Origin of the sequence: Hymenobacter norwichensis DSM 15439 (assembly GCF_000420705.1) — a bacterium.
GTDB classification, from domain to species: domain Bacteria; phylum Bacteroidota; class Bacteroidia; order Cytophagales; family Hymenobacteraceae; genus Hymenobacter; species Hymenobacter norwichensis.
Map to the genome: position 1 here is coordinate 51,227 of NZ_ATVL01000013.1, position 20,649 is coordinate 71,875.

The window sequence follows — 20,649 nt, forward strand, 5'->3', positions numbered from 1 at the left end:
GTGAGGACAACCTCTCCTTTTTATCCCTTTTTGCTTTTCATAATTATGAAGTTCACAGCGCAGGAAATGCTACACAAAGTGTATACTGCCCACCGAGACAACGGCCTTCCTATTGCTTCCTCGTATCTGGCGTCGTATCCCGCGATCCTAGAATACTTTCAGGCAATTGAAGACTTCACAGCCAACCAGTTTGTTGTTGCCGCGCATCTGGTCTATGGCTGGATGCCGACTATTCTGGAGGTGAATTTTGCGGAGCTGCCCGATGTACTACCGCTGATGGATGCTGCCCGACGCGGGGTTGTGTTGAGTGCTTCGCAGTTGGCTCAACTGGCCCGTACCGTTAACAATTCAGTCATTGGGGCTTCCAAGCTGCTACATTTTACCAACCCCGTGTTATATCCCATCTGGGATAGCCGGGTGTACGCCTTTCTGAAACGGACGGAAGCGGATCCCTTTCCGCAGGTGCACCATTATCAGGTGAACAAGTCTGCCCTGTACGAGACCTATGCCCATACGTGCCGTGACGTCGTGGCCACCACCGATTTTCAGCCCACCTATCAGCTGCTGCTGGAGCAATTCGCGGCCGTGCCAAGCTATCAAACGTTCACGATGACACCGTTGCGCGCGCTAGAGTACATTATGTTCATGGGTGGCGGTAGGCAGGTAGTGGTATCGTAGTGAATATTCCAAGTATCTACTACCCTAACACCTTGCTGGGATTGATCTTCCGTTCTATATACCTCGACCAAACAGAATGTGTAAGTTCGATGGAGTGGAGAACCAGAAGTTAGTTTCACACCGGCAAGCTATTCCCTAGCTGACCTCACCGGTCACCACCGTTGCGTAGCGTTACCTATTGAGGCAGTCATTGGCAAGTTCCGCGATATCAATTATCTATAATATATGCAAACAGAAGTACGCTTACTTCACGCTAGTGACACCACTCTGCTAGACCAAGTTATTGAATTGGCCGATGAGAACCGAGGCTCTTTGGGCTTTATGCCCGCGCAGGCGTTTGGCCCGTTTGCCCGAAGCGGCAACATTATCGTGGCCCTGCAGGGGGATAAGCTGCTGGGCTACCTACTGTTTCGCCGGGTAAAGACCAAATACAGCGCGGCCATCACGCACCTGTGCGTGCGAGGGGCCGCCAGAGGGCAGCAAGTACCCCAGCAGCTGTTCGACTTCTTGCGAGAGCTAGTCAAGGGCGTTTCCGCCATTACGTTGAAGTGCCGGCGCGACTATACGTCCGCCAATAAGCTCTGGCATCGACTCGGCTTCGCTCCGCGCGACGAAGTCACTGGGCGAAGCCTGGACGGCAAGCCGCTCACCCGCTGGTACTACTTGTTCAACACACAGCTAGAGCTATTCAAGGCCCGGGAGGAGGACGAGAGGCTCCGCGTCGTGATGGACGCCAATGTCTTCTACGACCTGTGCGGCGCGCAGGGCGCCACCGAGCCGAAGGAGGCTTACTCGTTGCTGGCAGACTGGCTGCTGGATGACATCTCGCTCTGCGTCACGGACGAAATCTACCACGAGATTAACCGAAACCAGAACCGGGCGGTGCGGGAGGCTAACCGAAAAGAGGTTCGCAAATTCGAGGAACTGCGCTACGACAAGACGAGCCGAGATGGCATTCTGGCTGATATAAAAACTATCATCCAGCGCTCCGACTCGGAGCGTAACAAATCAGATTTGACTCACTTGGCCAATGCCATTGCCGCGAAGGCGCGCTATTTCATTACGCAGGACGTGGCTGTTATCGAAGAGGGCGAGGCACTGTTCGACAGATATGGTCTGCTGGTCAGGCGGCCCGTGGATTTGGTGGTGGATATCGACGAACTAAAAAACAACAACAAATACGTTGAATCCCGCTTCGTCGAGCATAAGACATCCTTTGCGCCCATTAAATCGCGTGATATTACGGCCCTTACCCAAAACTTTATCTACCACGAGGGACGCGAGAAGCTCAACGAGCTACGCACTAAGCTGCGCACCTTCGTTGCGAGCCCGGAGCGGTACCAGGCCGAAGTCTGGAAGGCCAACAAAAGCGAGATGGTCCAGCACGCCATGACCGTGTGGAGTGTCGACCGCGGGGGGCTGGACGTGGCGCTGCTGCGGTGCAAGCCCAATCACAGCCGACTGGTGGAGCGAAAACTCAAAGAACTCATCCTGAACGCTGCCGGCCGGGGCCTGACCTACGTAAAGGTGTCCGACCCGTACATCTCGGACACGGTCCGAAAAGCGCTGGCCGAATACAGCTTCTTCCGTGATATCAGCGATGACTGCTGGTACCGCTTCCTGGCCTCCGGCATCAGAAGCTTGGACTACCTGACCGCGCACTTCGGCGACCAGCTGCAGCAGGCGGGCGGCTTGCCGGAACCCTTACGCCAAGTATTCATAGCGGGCGAGACCGATACCCAGAGCCTCTTCCACGCCGAGAAGTGTCTGTGGCCGGTCAAGTTGGCCGGCGCCAAAGTTCCCTGCTACATCGTGCCGATTCAGCATCGATGGGCCCGCAACCTCTTCGACGAGCGCATGAGCGAGGCCGACATCTTTGGCTTCGACGCCACGCTGCTATTCAGCCGACGCAACGTGTACTACCGCGGGGCCACCCCGCGCCTGCCCCAGGCCGGCCGGATTCTGTGGTACGTTTCCAAGAGCAAGGGCGGCCAGCAGTACGGCGAGCTACGCGCTGCCTCCTACGTGGAGACAGTGACCATTGCTAGCGCCAAAAGTCTGTTTCGCAAGTACGAAGGCTTGGGCGTATACAAGTGGAACGACATCATTGCGTTAGCCAAAGGCAACGTACACTCCCCTATTTTGTGCTTCGAGTTCGCCGATACGGAGCTGCTACCCACGCCAATGAGTTTCGGCGACCTGCAAAAAAATTTAGTAGCTGCCGGCCGCAAACCCAATCAGTTAGTGGGTCCTATCGAAATAAGCCACGAGCTGTACCTGAAACTCTACGCCCAAACCGGCTAACTTTGTTAGTATGCAAGTCATCCTGATGTCTATCAAGCCCAAGTACGCCGAGCAAATCATCCGGGGTAATAAGACAGTTGAACTACGCCGCGTGGCTCCTAACCTGGACAAGTCTGTGGTTATCCTGATTTACGAAAGCGCCCCGGTAAAAGCCATCACCGGTTACGCGTTCATCAGCGAGATAACCAAGTTGAGTCCATCGGAGGCGTGGGCACAGTACGCGGGCAAGGCCCAGATATCAAAGCAAGATTTTGACGAGTATTACCAAGGCACTGACCAGGCCTTTGCCATTCACCTCGAACAGGCTGCCCGGTTGTTAGAGCCGATAAGCCTAGCTGACCTGCGAAGCGAGCAAATTCTGTTTAATCCACCGCAATCATACCGCTACCTTCACCTGCAAGCGTTTGGCGAGGAAATCGGCCAGGAAATACACGCAGTCACGCAGCGCGCAACTGCTTCTTGCTAGCGGATACGCCTAAGTACTTTGTGTGGGCCCACGCTGTACTGGCTAACTTGCAATATTAATTACTGAGCAGACGAGTCAACACTTGCAGAGTAGTTAGATCTATTCGCGTAGGTCGGGCGGCTGAGCACATGGATGTCGCCGCCTACGATGCTCTCTACCAAAAGTAGCCGCCCGCCGGTGGCAGACTTCAAGCGAACCTAATCGCCGGGCTGATAGGGTAAGGAGGTATGGATAACAATCAGGATGCTTTAACTATCTCAACCGGCTTTGGGTATGAATATAGCGCCAGCATTTTGGGCAAGAACCATTCGCGGCATATTTCCTCATACATAGTCGCCAGATTGGTTAGTTGATGCCAGGTAAGCAGAATTTTGTGGAGTATAAATTCTGGTGCTTCGTCAGGTTCCGGGTGCAACAGGTGATGTTTCAGAGAGAGTAGCTCTGCCTTGCTGGCAGCCAGAGGCAACCATCCCCCATAATCCCAGATGTCTAGGTGCTCTATCTGTTCTATGAATAACAGCAAGGTGTCATTTATAGCCTTGCTGTCTATTGTTGCACCATCTTCGTCCGCATTCTCCATGTCCAGTTTCTCTCTGTAGGTAATGATAGGCCATGTCTTGAACTGGAACATGTAACCGATTTCATTTTTCTGGTAGAAAAACTTGGAAAAGGCCGCCAACAGCTTCGCCCGCTTGCCATACAGCCCGAAAGCTGCTCCTGTAACTTCGCTGTCCTTCAAATTATTGTAGGCAGGTATGCTAATGGTCACCGAGCCCTGTTCCTCATAAGTAGGCAGCTTCGGCAAAATTACCTTGTCGATGTAGTCGTTCAGGCAGATAAAGTAGGCATCCTCTGTTCTGACGTTGACCACAATCAATAAGACAGCAACACTTGCCCCCCAGGTCTGAATAGTGTAGATGGAGTCCGTATCAAAGGGATACTTTACTATCGGGACTTCGGCGTACTCCGTTTTATCCTCCTGCCAGAAGCCTTTGGCGACGTTGCTGACAGGATAGATTCGTTCTCTCTTCTCCTCTAGTTCAGTTACCGATTTAACTTGGACGTAGATAAACTCTCCCAGCGTTTCCGACACCCGCTCGTCTATCTTGTCAAATAGCTCGATAACTAAGTCTATGCCGTAGTCCGGCTGATTGAAGTGGCGGATTACCCATTCCTTGGGCAAGTGCTTCTTGATAATTTCGTACGAGCTGTCCTCCATAATATGTTGGACTACCCGCCTTTTCCTACGGGCTTTATCAGTGCTTTCCATCAGTTTTAGATAGCTGTAGTTGATCCATTTTTAAGTTTGTCGCGGGTCGATACGCGAGCGTAGCCGATTTTTATGCGGCTAAGTTCAGCTTTCTTATCAGCAAAGCCACTTTTGCTGAACTTTGCTCGCTGAACAGGTTTACTGAACCGTTTACACCCCAATCAGCGGCGCTTTCACCTCCCCACTGCCCCTGTTTGAATTGTACAAGTAAAGGAGGGTAACTTGGGCGGCATGAGCTGGACTGTTGTATTAGAAGGAGAAGATCGAAACCGGATTGCTACCCTTAGCGCCGAGTTTAGGACAGAAGTAAATCTAGACCAAGAGGCGTTTCGCTTGCTGTGCTACCTGGATCCCTACGGCAATACGACGTTCAACTGCCTTCAAGTAAATGATTTACTTAACGATCTAGCCCTGTTGCTGTTGACGGAACCTAACCCTTTAGGTGATGAACTCATCGCCTTGGTAAGAAGGAGCAAAGAGGATGTGCATATGTACGTGTGCTTTTACGGGGACTAAGTACTGCGTTGCTTTGCTAAGAATGAAGCGGTTAATGATAGTCTAGAAAGCTAGGACCAAAAAAAGGATCGCCGTCTTCTATCTGGTCCTACTTCTTGGCCCCAGTTTCTAGACGCTTTGTTGTGAAAACAGTGGGGAAGTAGGGTAGGCCAGGAAGTGATGATATTCTGAGCTTGGCGTTGGCGCTAGTAAGTGAGAGAAGAGCTCTACACGTCGACCAAGTAGAGCAACGTAAGTAGGGTAGCGCTGCGGCCGTAGCAAAGATCGTAACCGGAGGGAGCGTCAAATCTGCTTACTCCAGCAGCAGACGCTGCGTGGCTACATAGCCTGCGGGGCCCTGCACCCGCAGCAGGTACAAACCCGGTGGATGCTGCCCGACGTGAACGGGTATGTGCTCCTCGGTTGCCAACACCGGCTGGGTATACACCGTCTGGCCGGTAGCGTTCAGTAGCGAAACCTGCAAGCGCGTGCGGAGAGTCTGCGGGGCCAAATGCAGCGTCAACTGAGAATGAGCGGGAGTAGGGGAAACAGTAAAAGCCCGGAGCGATGGCGAAGAGCTCGTCGTGGCCAGCGGCGTCGAGCCGAGCTTGAGCACCCAATAATCGTAGCCGCCGTGGTTGGCCTGCGACTTGTCGCCACTCAGACCCGAGGTGGAATAGCCTCCCAGCACGTAGCCCCCGTCCGCGGGTTGCTGCAATCCCATCAGCAGATCATCTCCCGCGCCGCCCACCGTGCGGTCCCAGACAAGCGTTCCGCTGGCATCCACTTGCAGCACCCAGTAATCCACTAAGCCCCGACTGGCTTGCGTTTTGTCGCCGCTACGGCCCGAAAACGAATACCCGCCCAGCACATAGCCGCCGTCCGCGGTTGGCTGCTGGCACACCAGCATATCATCCTCGGTACCGCCATACGTCCGGTCCCATTGCTTGGTGCCACTGGCATCCACTTTCAGCAGCCAGTAGTCCAAGTTGCCCTGGCTGGCCTGCGACTTGTCGCCACTCAAACCCGACGACGACCCGCCCCCTAGCACATAGCCGCCATCCGGCGTCTGCTGTACGCTAGCTAACGCCTCCTCACCGGACCCGCCAAAACGCTGATCCCAGATTTTAGTGCCATTGGCAGCGAGTTTGAGCAGCCAATAATCCGATCCCCCTTGGCTACCCTGCGTCTTATCGCCACCCTGACCCGAAGAAGACCCACCGCCCACGATAAAGCCCCCGTCCGTCGTCTGTTGCAAGGCGAACAGCATATCTGCGCCAGTACCGCCGTACGTGCGGTCCCATTGGGTGGTGCCACTGGCGTCGAGCTTGAGCACCCAGTAGTCTTGCTGGCCTTGCCCGGCCTGCGTTTTATCACCGTCGAGGCCAGAGTTTGAGTAGCCGCCCAGTACATACCCGCCATCCGCTGTCTGCTGCGCGCAACGGAGCAAGTCGTTGCCGCTGCCGCCGAAGGTGCGGTCCCATTGCTTGGTGCCGCTGGCATCGAGCTTTAGGACCCAGTAGTCCGTATTGCCCTGGCTAGCCTGCGTTTTATCGCCGCTCGCCGGTGAGTCCGAGTAGCCGGCGAGCAAGTACCCACCGTCGCGGGTTTGGACCACGACACGTAGAAAATCGTTGCCGGTACCGCCATAAGCGTGGTCCCATTGTTTGCCGCCGCTGGCGTCCAGCTTGACCACCCAGTAATCGTGCCGTCCTTGGCTGGCCTGCGTTTTATCGCCGCCGCTACCGGAGGCGGAAGCGCCCCCGAGGATATAGCCCCCATCGCTGGTGTGTTGCACTGCCTGTAGGGCATCGTTTTGCGTACCGCCGAAAGTACGGTCCCATTGCAGCGTGGGACCAAGGCGTTGGGCTTGGGTTGGAGCGGCGCCCCCCAGCAGCTGAACCGTCGTAAATAAGGAAGCAAGTAGAAATCGAACGGTAGCCATAGGTCGTCAGAGAAGAATAAGGTTGGTGCGCTAATGCGCAACCATTGCGTGTGATAAAGATGGAAACGTATCTAAGTATCTTTTAGCATTCGAAAGTACAAGCACACTCAGCAGAATGCAATATAAAAGATAGTGTTGCCCTGTCTAATTAACCAGCGATTTAATCAGGGATAGCTGAATCAGACAGTATAAGCGGAATTGAGTAGGGCGTTCTTCAATAGGCCCGCCTATCGAAGTTGGGTCCGAATGATCGGCGCTGTGGGACTCTTTCCAATAGGACGTTTACAAAATGTCCAAGCGGATAGCTTTAGGATCCTCAGCTTTTCCTCACTGCCTCCCTTATATCCTAACCATGCCGTAAGAAAAGAGCGCTCTATACATAGCCGCGCAATAAAACAGGGGGCACGCTCTTGGGGCCAGAGACAGTTGTCGTGCGTACGTTTGTTACCGTCGCGAGTGATATGACCGTGGCCTCTCTCCTGCTACCTATATTTTCGCTTCTGTATGGACCCGCAGCCCCGTTTTGTAGCCGCGCTGGCCGCCATTCAGCCGTTGGAGCCGGCGCTGATCACCGCCCTGCTCACGCGGGTCCGGCCCGAACGCTGGCCGGCCCACCATCGGCTGTTAGAAGCCGGGCAGGTGGCGCGGCGGCTGTATTTCCTGGAAAGCGGCTTGGTGCGGGGCTATACCTTGCGCCAGGGCCGGGAAGTGTCCTCCTGGTTTATGCGCGAGGGGGACTTCGTGCTCGCCATTGCCAGCTTTTTCACCCAGACGCCCAGCGAGGAATGTCTGGAGCTGCTCGAACCCGGCCACGGCTTCAGCGTGAGCTATGAACAAGTGCAGCAACTCTACCACGACTTTCCCGCCTTCAATTTCCACGGCCGGGTGCTGACCGAGCGCTACTACGTGCTGAGCGAAGCGCGGGCCCGCCACCTGCGCGCCCAGTCGGCGGCCGAGCGCTACGCCCAATTGCTGCGCGACTTTCCAACTGTGTTTCAGCGGGTGTCCGTCCAACACATCGCCTCGCATTTAGGCATGGCGCCGGAAACTCTCAGCCGTCTGCGCAGTCGCAGCTAAAGAACCCTTTCGGGCGCCGAAAATGATATTGGTCAGAATACGCGCGTCGTGCCAAGCCGACCTTTGCCCGCGTACTACTTCTGCTTTAAACCAATGGCGACGCGCTGGAAAAAACCTCTTCTGCTTAGTGTATTGACGAGTATCAGCCTTGCGCTGGGCGTGGGTGTGCGGCCCGCACAACATCTCTGGCAGGCGCATACGCACGATGTGCCGCGGTCCGGGGTTCCGGCGCCCGGCCTGGTCAATGATATCAGCAGCCTGAACCCCACCGCCATGCAAACCGTCGCGGTGGCGGCGGATTCGGCGGCGGCGCTCCGGCAGTTACGCGAGTTATTGGCCACAGCCCGGGCGCGGCACTTGCCCGTGGCCATTGCCGGCGCCCAGCATAGTATGGGTGGCCACACGGTGGCGGCGGGCGGAATCCGGCTGGATATGCGGCCCTTTCGCTACATGCAGTTGGACACTGTATCGAATCGGCTGACCGTGGGCAGCGGGGCGTGCTGGGCCGAGGTGATTCCCTACCTGAACCGCTACGGCCGGGCGGTAGCGACCATGCAGTCGGACAATGCCTTCAGCGTCGGCGGCTCGTTGAGCGTGAACTGCCACGGCTGGCAGCCCAACCAGCCGCCCATTGCCGCCACCGTTGAATCCCTGCGGGTGCTGCTGGCCGACGGCCGGCTGCTGACCTGCAGCCGCCAGCACCACCCGGACCTGTTCCAGTTGGTGCTCGGGGGGTACGGACTATTCGGCATCATCCTTGACGCGCAACTGCGCACCGTGCCCAATGAGCGCTATACGTATCAGCGCGTGGCCAGCCCGGCAGCGGATTATCTAACTACCTACCGGCGATGCGTCGATGCCAACCCCCGGGTACAGTTGGCGTACGGTCGCCTCAACGTGACCCAAGAGCATTTTCTACAGCAAGCCACCCTGAATTATTTCGTGACGGAGCGGACGGCCCCGCCCGGTGATGAGCTGTCGGAACCGGGATTGACGGGCCTGAAGCGAGCCGTCTTTGTGGGCTCCAAGCGCAGTAGCTACGGCAAGCAACTGCGCTGGGATCTGGAGCAGGCCGTTACCCGCTACGCAGTCGGACAGACGTTCAGCCGCAACCAGATCATGAACGAAAACCCAACTTTTTACCTCAATCGCACCGGAGGGCAGACCGATATCCTCCACGAGTATTTCATTCCGGCCCGTCACTACAACGCCTTTCGCCGGGTGTTGCAGCGCCGAATTCCCAGCCACCGAGCCGACCTGCTCAACGTGACCTTGCGTAACGTGTATGCCGACCACGATACGTTTCTTCCCTATGCCCGCGAAGAGGTGTTTGGCTTCGTGCTTTTTTTCAATCAGGCCCTCACGCCGGCCGCCGAGGCGGACATGCGTGCGCTCACGCAGGAGCTCATCGCCGAGACCGCCCAGTTGGGCGGCACGTATTATCTGCCTTACCGACTGCATGCCACACCCAACCAACTGCAGCGGGTGTACCCGCAATTTTCCGCGTTTATTCGTTACAAGCGAGCCTACGACCCGCAAGAGCTGTTTCAAAATCAGTTCTATCAGCAGTACCGGGCACTAGGCAATGCAGCGGCTAAGAGATAATAACTTATAATATTCTGCAAGTCAACACTTCCTAAACGTTAGGGATGCCGGTACGACCTATTCACCGTGGTCGAATATCGTTCGGCAAGGTGAGGTGTTCCACTACCTCCTGTTGCTGAGAAGCGCCTGCTGCTAAGGTTGCCCTCAAGTAGATGCGATGAGAATCAATCCAACAAGAATCGATCGCCTTGCTATGGGCAACCCGATTGGCGGCGTGGTGAAAGACAATGCGTTTTTTCTGTTTCGTTTTGACGTTGTAGGCCTGCACAAATTCTTTTTCATTCTCTTGCTCTGGACCTAACAGGCCATGTACGACGGTGTAATTCTGCAGATTATACCCGACTACATCGTCTATGGTCTGCGGCGGTTCCGTCTGGTTGAGGGGTAAGAACAGCAAGGCAAAACAGTCCGTGGCACACCCCTGCCATAGCACCAAGTAGTCCGGGGTTTCCTGCACCAGCATGGGCGTAAAGTAGCTGCGGTAGGTGCGGACACTCCGCGCCAGATAGGTCCGCTGCCAGGTGGCAGTGCCCCATTGCAGATAGACATTATCCGAGCAGCAGGAATCTTGAGTGACCCGATACCGCAGAAAGGTGCGGCGGGGCGTAATCGTGTCCGCTGGAATGTCGACGTAGGCGGTGTCTTGTCGAGTGCGGGGAACGAAGTGGGCCGGCATGAGCGAGTCGTCATGGGCGGATGGCGACCGCTGCGGTTGCGGCGGCACTGTCCCAGCAGAATAAGCGGTATCGGGGGGGCTGGTGCAGGCGGACAGAACCACGAGCAACCACCAAGCGAAGAAAGGTAGAGCTCTGGGAGAAAACAACCTGGAGAGGGCGTTCAACACACAACTACTTAAAAAAAGTACCCCTGTTTACTGGTAGATAAATCACTTATTACAAGAATAAGAAATCAGGGAGTACAGCATACGATAAAGGAAAACAGGGTATAGGCTACCTGTCCTTTAAGGCAGACTAATCCGCTGGTACAGGGTCTGGGCTTTTCCCGAAGGAACCAGCTCCGCGGGCATTTCAGCTTGTAGATACAGCTGTTGATTCGTCCGCCAAAAAAGGCGCTGGGGGTTCCAGTTCATTTCCTTGTGCTCCCACTGCCGGACCAGTTGGCCCTGCACGAGTTGAAACAGCTGCAGACCCGTGGGCATCATCTCATAGTCCAGATTGCCGGCGTAGGTGACCAGCTTCGTGCGATCCGGCGAGCTGAGGGGCTCGCTCCACAAGACGAGTGTGTTGCCTTCCTCCGATACCAAGAGCCACTCGCCGGTTTCGTAATACTCCACCGAGATCAGATGCTGTTTGAAATCCAGCAAGTAGCCCCGATAGGTGTAGCGCACCTGCTCGACGTCATCGGTGTTCGGATGCTTATCGGCCAGCACTTTGTACCGCCCGTTACGGAGCGGAATCCGCAACACGCCGTGCTGTTTGGTCAGCCTGTTGCGCAGCCGTAGTGGAGCAACAGGCGCTTGTTGGGCCTGTTGCAGGAAGGTCTGCTGCGTGACGCGCGTCAAGCGAAACGGCGGCTCGACAGCCGGAACAACTATACTCAACAGCAGGCCAGCGAACAGGATAAGAAGGCGCATCGTGATAAAAGAGAAGTGAAAGGCTACAGGTCATCCTAACCAGCCTAGCTGTCCGAGGAGTCTGCTGCGTTTCGCTGTAAACAAAGGTGAAAAGGACTTCGCAGACTACCTTAGAGGTGTATACCTCTTCTCTCGTGGCGCCATGCGCAAGGTTCTCCTATTGTGGCTGTTGCTTGCTGTCGCCTGCTTGCTTGTCTGGTGGGGGCAGACAGCCTATGATACCGCGATGCATAAGCCGGAGAGCCCAGTCCTGCTATTTGCCTCCGTTGACTCCGGCGTCAATGGGAGCTGGCTGCAACTGCGCGCGGACTACACGTTTGCTTTTACCCGTGCCTTGCTGCTCGGTGATGATGCCGTGACGCACGGGCGCTATCACCGCAGGGACAGCGTAGTGCAACTCGATCGACTGCCTCCACAGGGCCTGCTGAGAAGCCCCCTGCTCTTGATTCGGTATAACGCGCAGCACAGGCCCACGAGTGTGTGGCAACTCACTAGGCAAGGGCAGGTCGATTCTTCTTTAGCTGTATTTACTGTCTACGAAATAGAAACTAACTGATCCCTCATTCCTCGAAATTACTACGGCTTTGCCTCCCTACGCGATTTAGTACCTGCGGGCTACGTTGGCGAAATGAGTTTACGAAACCCGCGCTACTAAGGCTAGCTGGTAACCAAGTGCAGGACCACATCTTGCCGTTCACGGAACGGAGACAATAGCTGTTGGGCGTCCTGTGCGGGGACTGGTCCGGGACTCTACAACCGATGAAACTGCAGCATAGACGCAATGTGGTTTAGAATGAGGCGGGTCTTGTAGGTTTGCGGGGCGCGGGCCAGTCCCGCTTGCAGCTGCTCCAACTGAGCCAGCGCCCAGGGGGGGGCGCCGGCAGAGCTGGGGTCGGCCACCCGGGGAGCGGCACGGTCAACCACATAGTAGGCCGCCAAGGGCTCTTCTGGGCATTCGTGCTGCAATTGTGCGACGATGGCTTGAGCCGACTCCTTCCCGTAGCTTTCTTCCTCGCGGATGTAGCTCCCCCAGAAACGCGCCTCGTACGAGGGGAACGGCGCGGCGGCGAGCACCTGCTGGATTTCGTTCTTGCGCTGATACATATGCGCCAGCTCGAGTTCCGTGAACCCATCCGCGAGGAGGCCGCAATAGACGCCATAATCAAACGTGCAGTCCCAGTAAATCAGGAGCAGGTTGAGCAGGGCCGCCTCGCGGATGGCAAGCGTGTCGGTCTGCGCGCATTGCTCATACAGCTGGACTGTTGCGCGCAGGTCTTGGTTGACATCCGCCTGAGTGGCTTGTTCGAACAACGTCATAGAACGGGGGAGAGGACCGCTAGCGAAGTGATCTTTCTTCCACATGGCCTCTTGTGGTAAAGAAACGCACAAAAAAATCAGATTGCGTTGCTTCGGAAGGGATTCCTTTAACGGGGATTGAAATACAATGTAAGCCGTTTTACAGACTGTAATTGACCGTTTCCTAAACGTTACGGGCTCCAAGGTGCTCTTTGAAAATTTGCTTGAATGGATCGAACGATAGCAGGTAGGAATAGATAGAGGATACGCTGCTGTTCAGCTCGACTTCTACGGTATAGTTCTGATGCGTTTTTCTCTGTCATCCAGGAGCAATACTTCAAACAATGCAGCACCGGTCGTCGCTACAAATGCCAGATAGCTTTCGAACGCCGCATATACACTCCCATCTGGTGCCATCATTAATAACAAGAGGTTATTGTTCGTTTTGCCAAGCGGCAATAATTCTTTGCCAATTCTTTTCGCATAGGCATATACTGTCTCGGCGAATTCAACCTTGTTGGCAGCGATGAAATCAATCAGAACATTGTCTTTATAACCACCAGCATTAATGAATTTTACCTCTATACCCTGGAACTCGCTGATAAACTGTACGAATGTTTCGGTAGACCGATAGTCGTTCTCGTCCTGAATAATCTGAAGAATATGGTCTACCGGTACCCGTCTTCCTGGCATCCATCCAGCCTGCACAAGCATCTCTCTTGTCTGCTCACTCCACGTCATAAGTCTATGTTGTATAGCACTAAGCATAAAGCGGCCCTATCTAGCCATTGAACGACAAAGTAAGTGGCTGCATGATACGTCTCAGAAACTGTGCTTTGAGCGGGTCGCCTTGTAGGATGTACCGTGATTATAATACCATTAGGGAGACCAAAAATAACTGCTTGAAAACTACCACTTTTCTAAGGCTCCGCTTATAACTAATCTTATGTCAATCGACTTATTCTAAGGTGAGAATAAAATATTATGGGAACGTTTACTATCAATAATGCAGCTGTATTTACTAATCTACAGCGCCACGTTTCATAAGCTCTAAGACGCAGCAAACAATTGAAGGTTATGTAGGACACAGCCTATCCTATCTCAATATAGCATAGGGTCATTAGCTGTCCTTTTTGAATGTAGCGATTACAGCTATATTGCAATGATATTTGATAAGCAATAATTGATCGTAAGCCTTTTCACCTAAGACCACTTAGCCTAGTTAGGCGTCATCTCTTTCTTTATGGTAAAACTTTTATCCTCTTTACTAATTGCCAGCGGCCTTTTAGTCCAATTCCTTGCCCAACCAGCCACTGCCCAAGTGCCTACTAAACAGTGGGACAAAACTTTTGGCGGTAGCGGGTATGATGACTTGCGCTTCCTACAGCAGACCAGCGATGGGGGGTATATTCTTGGGGGGGAATCTGAATCCGATCTAAGCGGCGACAAAACAGAAATGAGCCGAGGTAGTAGTGACTACTGGGTTGTGAAGATTGATGCCAACGGGAATAAGCAGTGGGACAAGACCTTTGGCGGCACTAGCGAAGATCATCTCCAATCTTTGCAGCAAACCAGCGATGGGGGCTACATCCTCGGCGGCTGGTCAACCTCCCCCTTGAGTGGCGACCGAACAGAAGCAAGTCGGGGCGGTAGTGACTACTGGATCGTTAAGCTTGATGCGACGGGGAATAAGCAGTGGGACAAGGCCCTTGGCGGCAATGGCGTTGACCAACTCCGGTCCTTACAGCAAACCCGTGATGGGGGATATATCCTCGGGGGGGAGTCTCATTCCCAAATTAGCGGCGAGAAAACGCAAGACTCTGGAGGCTTCTTCTCGGACTATTGGCTGGTCAAAGTGGATGCTAACGGCACGAAACAATGGGATAAAACGCTTGGGGGCGCAGATAGCGACCAGCTGACGAGTGTGCAGCAGACTAGCGATGGCGGCTATGTTTTGGGCGGCATTTCTTACTCGGACACGAGTGGCGATAAAACCGAAGCGCGCCGCGGCTATGGGGATTATTGGCTGGTCAAAGTGGATGCGAGCGGGAGTAAGCAGTGGGATAAAACTTTTGGCGGCAGTGATTATGAATTTCTTTTCTCCGTGCAGCAAACCCCGGACGGGGGCTACCTGCTAGGAGGATGTTCTCAGTCCGGTAGCGACGGGGATAAAACACAACTTAGTCAAGGTAGTCTAGACTACTGGCTCGTGAAGGTGGCAGTGAATGGCACCAAGCTTTGGGATCGTTCCTTTGGTGGCAGTAACGACGATATCCTTCTCTCGTTGCAGCCAACCACCGATGGCGGTTTCATTCTTGGTGGCCCTTCCTACTCCGGCCAGAGTGGGGATAAAACACAACCCAGTCAAGGGCTCGAAGATTACTGGCTCGTCAAAGTGAATGCTGCTGGCTCGAAGCAGTGGGACAAAACGGTTGGCGGCAGTAATTCCGACTATCTCTTCTCTTTGCAACAGACGCAGGATGAAGGCTACATCTTGGGCGGCCGTTCCGATTCCGGCCTGAGCGGCGACAAATCCCAACCTAGTCAAGGCAACAAAGACTTTTGGGTGGTTAAGCTTGGGGCCGCTCCCTTGGCTACCACAGGGCCGGCCTCGCGGACTGCACTGACTGCCTCCCCCAACCCCACTACCTCGTTCTTCACCTTGCGGGGGCCTGCTGGTAGCTCGTACCAATTGCTCAATCAACTCGGCCAAGTCGTGCGGAGCGGCCGCGTTTCTTCGCAGCCGCTGGACGTGCAGGCTTTACCAGCGGGTCTCTATCTGCTACGTGAGCCAATAAGCGGGCGCACCACTAAACTTGTTAAAGAGTAAGACCTGCCATGCCCTTCGTTCGAAGTCTATCGCAGCCAAGGTGAAGTGTCCAAAATTCGAGCAATTACTGGACACGCAAGTCTTCCTATCTGGCTAAAAAGAAATACCCTCAAAGAAACACGTTTTTGAGGGTATTGCTTGGCTAAACCGATAGAGTCGTTTGTAAACGACCGTTACTTAATCAACGGATAACTCACTTGTAGTTGCACACTCTCATTCTGTTGTCCTTTAGCGCTGCCATACAGCTGTGTGGTACCTTTGGTGTAGAGGCTCGTTAGCCCCCGCACGTACCGGACTTCCACGCCCAGCCCTGCTGGTGCCCGGTAGCCTATCCCGGCCACATAGGCCGCCTCGGCCCGTTGATAGCCCTCCATCGTAGCACTGTAGCCCACCGTTGCTCCGCTAATGGGCGAAGGAGCATGGTCGAAGCGTTCCCGCACGCGCAACATGTAGCCTCCTTGTAAACCCGCCGTGAGGAAAGCATTGTGATAGAAGGCCGTGATGAGCAGCGGCAGACAAGCGTAATACATGCGCAGCTTGGCGTCATACTGCGTGGGGGCATTTCGTAACCGGTAGCCTTGCATACTCAACAACAGTTCGTGTTGAAAGTAAAAGGTAACCGCGGTAGGATGTGTCGTCGGACGGCTCCAACTAAAAGGGATCGTGCGGTACAAACCGAGTACACCTCCTGGTAAGAAGGTGGTTCTTGGATGCCGCCATACTTTGTCGCCTGCTTTCTGGGTCAGCGCCCCGCCGACTCGGATACCGAGCGTAGTAAGCGGGATACGGGTGGCTTTCCGTTCGATCGGAGCTTGCGTAGCCATTGAAGAGTGCGGCGAAGTGGGGGCAGTAACAGCCGGCAATGCGCTTTGTGCGAAGCCGGGGAAGCCGACGAGCAGCAACGGGCATAGAAAATAGTAGTTCATAAGAGGCGATCGTCAGACGATAAGCAGTAGCCACAAGGAGAAGTCGCATGACGTTCACTAAACTACCGAAACCTTGGGTATTCAAATTACTGCTCAGAAATGCTCCCGAAAAGCCGCGTTTTCACGGGCGTTAATGAGGGGTATTCGCAAAAGAAGACAACTACGGAACGCCTAGCGCTGATTTGACTGGTTGTATAGGGGAAGGGGGACTAATTGCCGAGCGTTTTGGGGAGGGCTTCCCGCTCATATCCTCTTCTTATTGAGTCGGACGGCAAACACTTGCCTTTCGCGTGCTGTCTACACGAACGCCTTTCGCGAGAAAGCAGCTAAGTTAGCAATCGGTACTCATCTGGCTTTTCTCCATTTCCTTTTAGAACCGTATGCTACGTGCTAGTGACCAAGCCCTGATCGCCCAGTTTGTCGATCTGTCCTTGCAAGAATTACAGATACCGGCATACGATTTCTTTTATACCGAGCAAGAGCAGCTGACCGATGCGCGTTTTCTGGATGACTCGCGGGTCATCAAAGGAACCCAAGTTCCCTGGAGGGCCATTAAGAGCTTGATCACGAACGCAGAAATCGATGCAACCGAGCAAGCGCTACAAGTCACTTTTCCACCTTCCTATCGCCACTATCTGCAATACAAGAACTTCTATGAGCTCGGCCTGCTGTCGGAGGTAGAAATGTTGTGCCCGTTAATCCCCGGGCAGTGGAGCCAAAAACTGTTGCAGGAAGCCTTTGATGGGTATCAGCAAAAATATATTTACGACCGCGGCTTGGTGCCCTTTGCAACCTATTCCGACTGGGGTCTCACGTGCTTTAACACCCAGAAAGCAAGTGCGGGCGAATACGAGATTGTAGTATGGGATCACGAGTGCGTAGAGGAACAGACTATCCTAGCCCCTAATCTGGTTACCCTCTTTGCGCAGATTATACGCCAGAGCCAACACTCAGAACAAGGGTAAGTATAGGTGTATAGCACCTTCTATTTATCATAACATTTACTTCTCGGACAAACCTCGGGTTGGCTGCTGCGTCCAGCGTGGTACTTTTCATATACAAGGCTCCAATTAGGGTATTTCGTGAACTCGTCTCGCCGCTAAGTGCTAGGTCGATTCCTGGCGTTTATTGAGAAAGGAGGCTTTCGCTACTACCTTTTCGTCATGACTCGAAAACGCCTACTAACTCTTCTTTGGACCCTCACGCTCCTCTCGGTTGCGTTGGGCTCAGTGACGGCCTACGTCGGACCGCTGTACGGGCTGAGCGCTTTTCTGTTGTGGGCCGCTGGATTCTGCACGCTAGTGGCCCAAGCCCCTCGATTGACTTGGAGTAAACCGGCGGCCTCCGCGTGGCTGCTCTACTTGTTGGGGGCCGGGGCGGCCAGCATCGCCTTGTGCTACTTCGCCGCATCTCCGACGCTTTTCGCCGGGTGGTTTGTGGGCTTGACCAGCGTCCTAATGCTGCTCGCCGCGCCCCTGCCCCCCACCGGCCGGTGGGCGTTGCTCGCCGCGACAGCTGGCTTACTCACGTTGCCGTGGGCCGTGTTGCGTCATACTAGCGTGTTGCCCTCTATTGCGGCCGGCAGTAAGGCCCACCTAGACTTGCTGCTACGGTGCGGCGCCGACCCCAACGAACGCCCCCAACACGAGACCCCACTGATTGCCGCGGTGCAGCTGGGCCGGGACGACCTGGTGGAAACCCTGCTCCGGTACGGCGCCGACCCGAACGGGCGGAGCAGTGCTTTCATGAATTCGACCCCCGTCTTGTTCTACGCCGCCCGGCTGCCGGCGGCCCAGCAACGCGTGCTGAGGCTGTTGTTGCAGTTTGGGGCGGACTCAACGCTGCCCAATGGTAGCGGGCAACGGGTTCAGTTGCCGGCTCAGTGGCGGCCCCCTACACCACCTGTCACCCCTTAGCCCCGATAGACGGATGAACGTGCAAGAAAAGTGTGATTTAACTAAAGGAAAAGCCTTTTTACACCCTGCAATTCACCGTTCTTTAAACGTTACGAGGCTCTAGCGCTTCTTTAATTCCGTTGTTAGCCGTTCTGCCCCTTGTACTAAGTCAGTGACTACGGCTTGGTCGTTGGGCATCACAACCAGCTGTCTCAACTGCTCTACCAAGGCGACCAGCGCCCCCATGTGCGTTCCAACGGGCGGAGAGTATGTATCTCCCCCTTGCAGCCCAAGGCCCGGCTGGAAAGTACTAAAGGTGAACCTAGTGCCATCGAAAACCAACCGCCGAATGGGCCCTGGGTACTTCGTTTGCGCAATAGCTACGTTAAATACCTGGGCAATGGCCGTCGCCAAGGCGGGGCTGACTGCTACCTTTTTCGTGGTGATGGCCACCGAGGTGCCTTTGTGAGCCAGCGTATTCCACAGGCTGGTTTGGCAAACTTGGTAGGTTAAATAGTAGGCTGCTGCTTGCTGGTCCAGAGAAACGACGTATTCGGGGGCAAAAGAGGGCTGCACTACCACCCGAGCGGTAGGGGAGTCACTCAGGCCCACGTACAACACCTCTCGTAGTTTGGGGTAATAGCCCGCCGCGTAAGCCGGGCCAACTAAGTAGCCTATGGAGGGCTGTAAATGGTCATCCGATTGAAAACTGGGCCACGATGCTTCTGCTGCCCCCACCGTTGCCTTCCCAGGTTTCTCGTGGTTACTTGCCTGTGCTTGCCCGAGCACTGGATAGAGCCAACCGCTTACAATCCAGAACAGAAACCGAAGCCAACGACAACGCATAGGGACTAGCTATAGAGTGCAAAAAACTACGTATCGCTGTGACAGCAAAAAGATACACTTATTCCGAGGTGTCGGCTATAATTAGAGTGGCTGTTGCAAAAGTCACCGTACCCCCACCAAGTCTCTCATCATGTTCTGTAACAGCCACTAACATTACGTTAATGACCTATTCCCATAACGTAAAGTTTTCAGTCCCTGATAAGTATCTACATTTCGTTTATTTTCTCTAGTTTCCAGGAGGCTTTGCAACACGCTATAATAAGACTCTTGATAAGACAGTGTTTTTCCTTCTCTTAACTCCACGATATAGGCTGTATGGTGCTTTCTAGTAAAGTAGGGATCGGCCTAGGCTCCGCGCTTTTTGGGATCGTGGTCGGCATCGCACTTAGTAGAGGGTTGACCGAGTTAGATCGCTCTCTAGAAAGAAAAGGAAGCCACATGATCGAGTATGAAGACACTTTTGTCAATGCCGTCTCCTTTCAAAGAGAACTGCACGAGCAGCCTAATGTCGATTCACTCTTTGTACAGCAACCTTCTTTCAGCCGTTCTATCTGTGTTCTACGCAACGATTCGATGGGCTTGGAAGCGCTGTCTATTCCTCCGGCTGGTGGAACTGAAAACTACTATCTGATTCGGGGCGATTCTGTTACCCAATTGTGGGTGCGTCCGCGAAAAATCCGCTAGGGTACGTATGTCCGAGAAGTAAACGTTACGTTAAGTAGCGCCTCTTTCTAAAGATTGACCTTATGCATCTTTCCACCTTTACGCGTCGACTAGTACAGACGATCAAGTGGGTGGAGCAACTAACGCAGGGCTTCGATTATGCAGGGATTCATTATGGGAGTGTCCTGCGGCAGACGAATCCGTTAATCGACGGCACCCCGTTCTATGCCACTGATACCGACTTTGCACGCTGGAACCGCTCCTGTTTTGAGGTGAGTACCTATAAAGCAGCCTTGCACGCGGTTCTGGCGGTGCGTGATTCTTTGCTGGAGGACACGCCATCACGCACAGATGCGCTCCTCCAGCAGGGCCGGATCCTGTGCTTTACGACCATGCTGACTACTGATGAGGGGATCGCCATCATCGAGAGTAATTGTTTTCTGGATGAAAGTGATGTGCCCCCGCTAGACACGTGGTTTGCCCTGCAGGAGCAGTCCGTAGCGGCTTTCCCTCCAGTGCTTTATTGTTGGATTCCCCGCCTTTTTGAATTCACAATCAATGCGGCTAGGAAGCACCAAATCATGAACGCGTATGGGTGGTTGGATGAGGAAGACCCCGCCTTCTATGCTAGGATAGTAGCTGAGTTGCAGAATCCTTCCGCAGAAGAATGAGGTAGTGAAATTGAAGTAGGCAGTAGATATCGCTAAGTCTTGACGTCCAAAAAACGCTTGTGGCTGTTGCAGAACCTTAGCTGTACTG

18 protein-coding genes are annotated in these 20,649 nt (G+C 54.2%); 10 read left to right on the forward strand and 8 right to left on the reverse strand.

Annotated features, from left to right (window positions below; all coding sequences use genetic code 11):
• The first annotated feature begins 45 nt into the window (after nucleotides 1-45).
• The 3 genes from G536_RS31195 (at nucleotide 46) to G536_RS29715 (ending at nucleotide 3,448) form a co-directional block, all read left to right on the forward strand.
• Nucleotides 46-678 (forward strand): hypothetical protein, encoded by a 633-nt coding sequence (locus tag G536_RS31195; protein WP_022826221.1) that lies wholly within the window; start codon nucleotides 46-48, stop codon nucleotides 676-678.
• 225 nt (nucleotides 679-903) lie between these two features.
• The gene (locus tag G536_RS0124345; protein WP_022826222.1) at nucleotides 904-2,982 is read left to right on the forward strand and encodes a GNAT family N-acetyltransferase; all 2,079 of its coding nucleotides are present in this window, start codon (nucleotides 904-906) and stop codon (nucleotides 2,980-2,982) included.
• Between the two features lie 10 nt (nucleotides 2,983-2,992).
• On the forward strand, nucleotides 2,993-3,448 hold the full coding sequence (locus G536_RS29715) for an ASCH domain-containing protein (protein ID WP_022826223.1): 456 nt from the start codon (nucleotides 2,993-2,995) through the stop codon (nucleotides 3,446-3,448).
• 238 nt (nucleotides 3,449-3,686) lie between these two features.
• On the opposite strand, the gene G536_RS0124355 is transcribed toward G536_RS29715, so the two are convergent.
• Complete coding sequence (locus G536_RS0124355) at nucleotides 3,687-4,718, reverse strand: DUF4365 domain-containing protein (protein ID WP_022826224.1); 1,032 nt, start codon at nucleotides 4,716-4,718, stop codon at nucleotides 3,687-3,689.
• An 808-nt stretch (nucleotides 4,719-5,526) separates the two neighbouring features.
• Nucleotides 5,527-7,158: a T9SS type A sorting domain-containing protein gene (locus G536_RS0124365; RefSeq protein WP_022826226.1), complete on the reverse strand. Its 1,632-nt coding sequence runs from the start codon at nucleotides 7,156-7,158 to the stop codon at nucleotides 5,527-5,529.
• A 504-nt stretch (nucleotides 7,159-7,662) separates the two neighbouring features.
• Between G536_RS0124365 and G536_RS0124370 the strand changes: the two genes are divergently transcribed.
• Nucleotides 7,663-8,235, forward strand: coding sequence for a Crp/Fnr family transcriptional regulator (locus G536_RS0124370; RefSeq protein WP_022826227.1), 573 nt, complete (start codon nucleotides 7,663-7,665; stop codon nucleotides 8,233-8,235).
• A 132-nt stretch (nucleotides 8,236-8,367) separates the two neighbouring features.
• On the forward strand, nucleotides 8,368-9,840 hold the full coding sequence (locus tag G536_RS0124375) for an FAD-binding oxidoreductase (RefSeq protein ID WP_022826228.1): 1,473 nt from the start codon (nucleotides 8,368-8,370) through the stop codon (nucleotides 9,838-9,840).
• 61 nt (nucleotides 9,841-9,901) lie between these two features.
• Here the strand turns inward: G536_RS0124375 and G536_RS0124380 are convergent, their stop codons facing one another.
• The 4 genes from G536_RS0124380 to G536_RS0124400 form a co-directional block, all read right to left on the reverse strand.
• On the reverse strand, nucleotides 9,902-10,516 hold the full coding sequence (locus G536_RS0124380; protein WP_022826229.1) for a hypothetical protein: 615 nt from the start codon (nucleotides 10,514-10,516) through the stop codon (nucleotides 9,902-9,904).
• Nucleotides 10,517-10,801: 285 nt separating this feature from the next.
• The gene (locus G536_RS0124385; RefSeq protein ID WP_022826230.1) at nucleotides 10,802-11,434 is read right to left on the reverse strand and encodes a hypothetical protein; all 633 of its coding nucleotides are present in this window, start codon (nucleotides 11,432-11,434) and stop codon (nucleotides 10,802-10,804) included.
• Nucleotides 11,435-12,184: 750 nt separating this feature from the next.
• Nucleotides 12,185-12,751, reverse strand: a complete 567-nt coding sequence (locus G536_RS0124395) for a hypothetical protein (RefSeq protein WP_022826232.1) — start codon at nucleotides 12,749-12,751, stop codon at nucleotides 12,185-12,187.
• Between the two features lie 267 nt (nucleotides 12,752-13,018).
• The gene (locus G536_RS0124400; RefSeq protein ID WP_169515159.1) at nucleotides 13,019-13,471 is read right to left on the reverse strand and encodes an SUKH-3 domain-containing protein; all 453 of its coding nucleotides are present in this window, start codon (nucleotides 13,469-13,471) and stop codon (nucleotides 13,019-13,021) included.
• A 502-nt stretch (nucleotides 13,472-13,973) separates the two neighbouring features.
• Between G536_RS0124400 and G536_RS29720 the strand changes: the two genes are divergently transcribed.
• Entirely contained in the window at nucleotides 13,974-15,560 is a 1,587-nt protein-coding gene (locus G536_RS29720; RefSeq protein WP_022826234.1) for a T9SS type A sorting domain-containing protein, read from the forward strand.
• Nucleotides 15,561-15,733: 173 nt separating this feature from the next.
• Here G536_RS29720 and G536_RS32390 read toward each other — a convergent pair whose 3' ends face one another.
• Nucleotides 15,734-16,486: an outer membrane beta-barrel protein gene (locus G536_RS32390; RefSeq protein WP_157530925.1), complete on the reverse strand. Its 753-nt coding sequence runs from the start codon at nucleotides 16,484-16,486 to the stop codon at nucleotides 15,734-15,736.
• A gap of 380 nt (nucleotides 16,487-16,866) precedes the next feature.
• Between G536_RS32390 and G536_RS0124415 the strand changes: the two genes are divergently transcribed.
• Together G536_RS0124415 and G536_RS0124420 are read left to right on the forward strand one after the other, a co-directional pair.
• Nucleotides 16,867-17,451, forward strand: coding sequence for an SMI1/KNR4 family protein (locus G536_RS0124415; RefSeq protein ID WP_022826236.1), 585 nt, complete (start codon nucleotides 16,867-16,869; stop codon nucleotides 17,449-17,451).
• A gap of 198 nt (nucleotides 17,452-17,649) precedes the next feature.
• Nucleotides 17,650-18,402: an ankyrin repeat domain-containing protein gene (locus tag G536_RS0124420; RefSeq protein WP_084708861.1), complete on the forward strand. Its 753-nt coding sequence runs from the start codon at nucleotides 17,650-17,652 to the stop codon at nucleotides 18,400-18,402.
• Nucleotides 18,403-18,501: 99 nt separating this feature from the next.
• Here G536_RS0124420 and G536_RS0124425 read toward each other — a convergent pair whose 3' ends face one another.
• Nucleotides 18,502-19,227: a hypothetical protein gene (locus G536_RS0124425; protein ID WP_157530927.1), complete on the reverse strand. Its 726-nt coding sequence runs from the start codon at nucleotides 19,225-19,227 to the stop codon at nucleotides 18,502-18,504.
• A 315-nt stretch (nucleotides 19,228-19,542) separates the two neighbouring features.
• Between G536_RS0124425 and G536_RS0124430 the strand changes: the two genes are divergently transcribed.
• Nucleotides 19,543-19,911, forward strand: a complete 369-nt coding sequence (locus G536_RS0124430; RefSeq protein ID WP_022826239.1) for a hypothetical protein — start codon at nucleotides 19,543-19,545, stop codon at nucleotides 19,909-19,911.
• Nucleotides 19,912-19,973: 62 nt separating this feature from the next.
• The gene (locus G536_RS0124435; protein WP_022826240.1) at nucleotides 19,974-20,561 is read left to right on the forward strand and encodes a hypothetical protein; all 588 of its coding nucleotides are present in this window, start codon (nucleotides 19,974-19,976) and stop codon (nucleotides 20,559-20,561) included.
• Nucleotides 20,562-20,649: the final 88 nt, after the last annotated feature.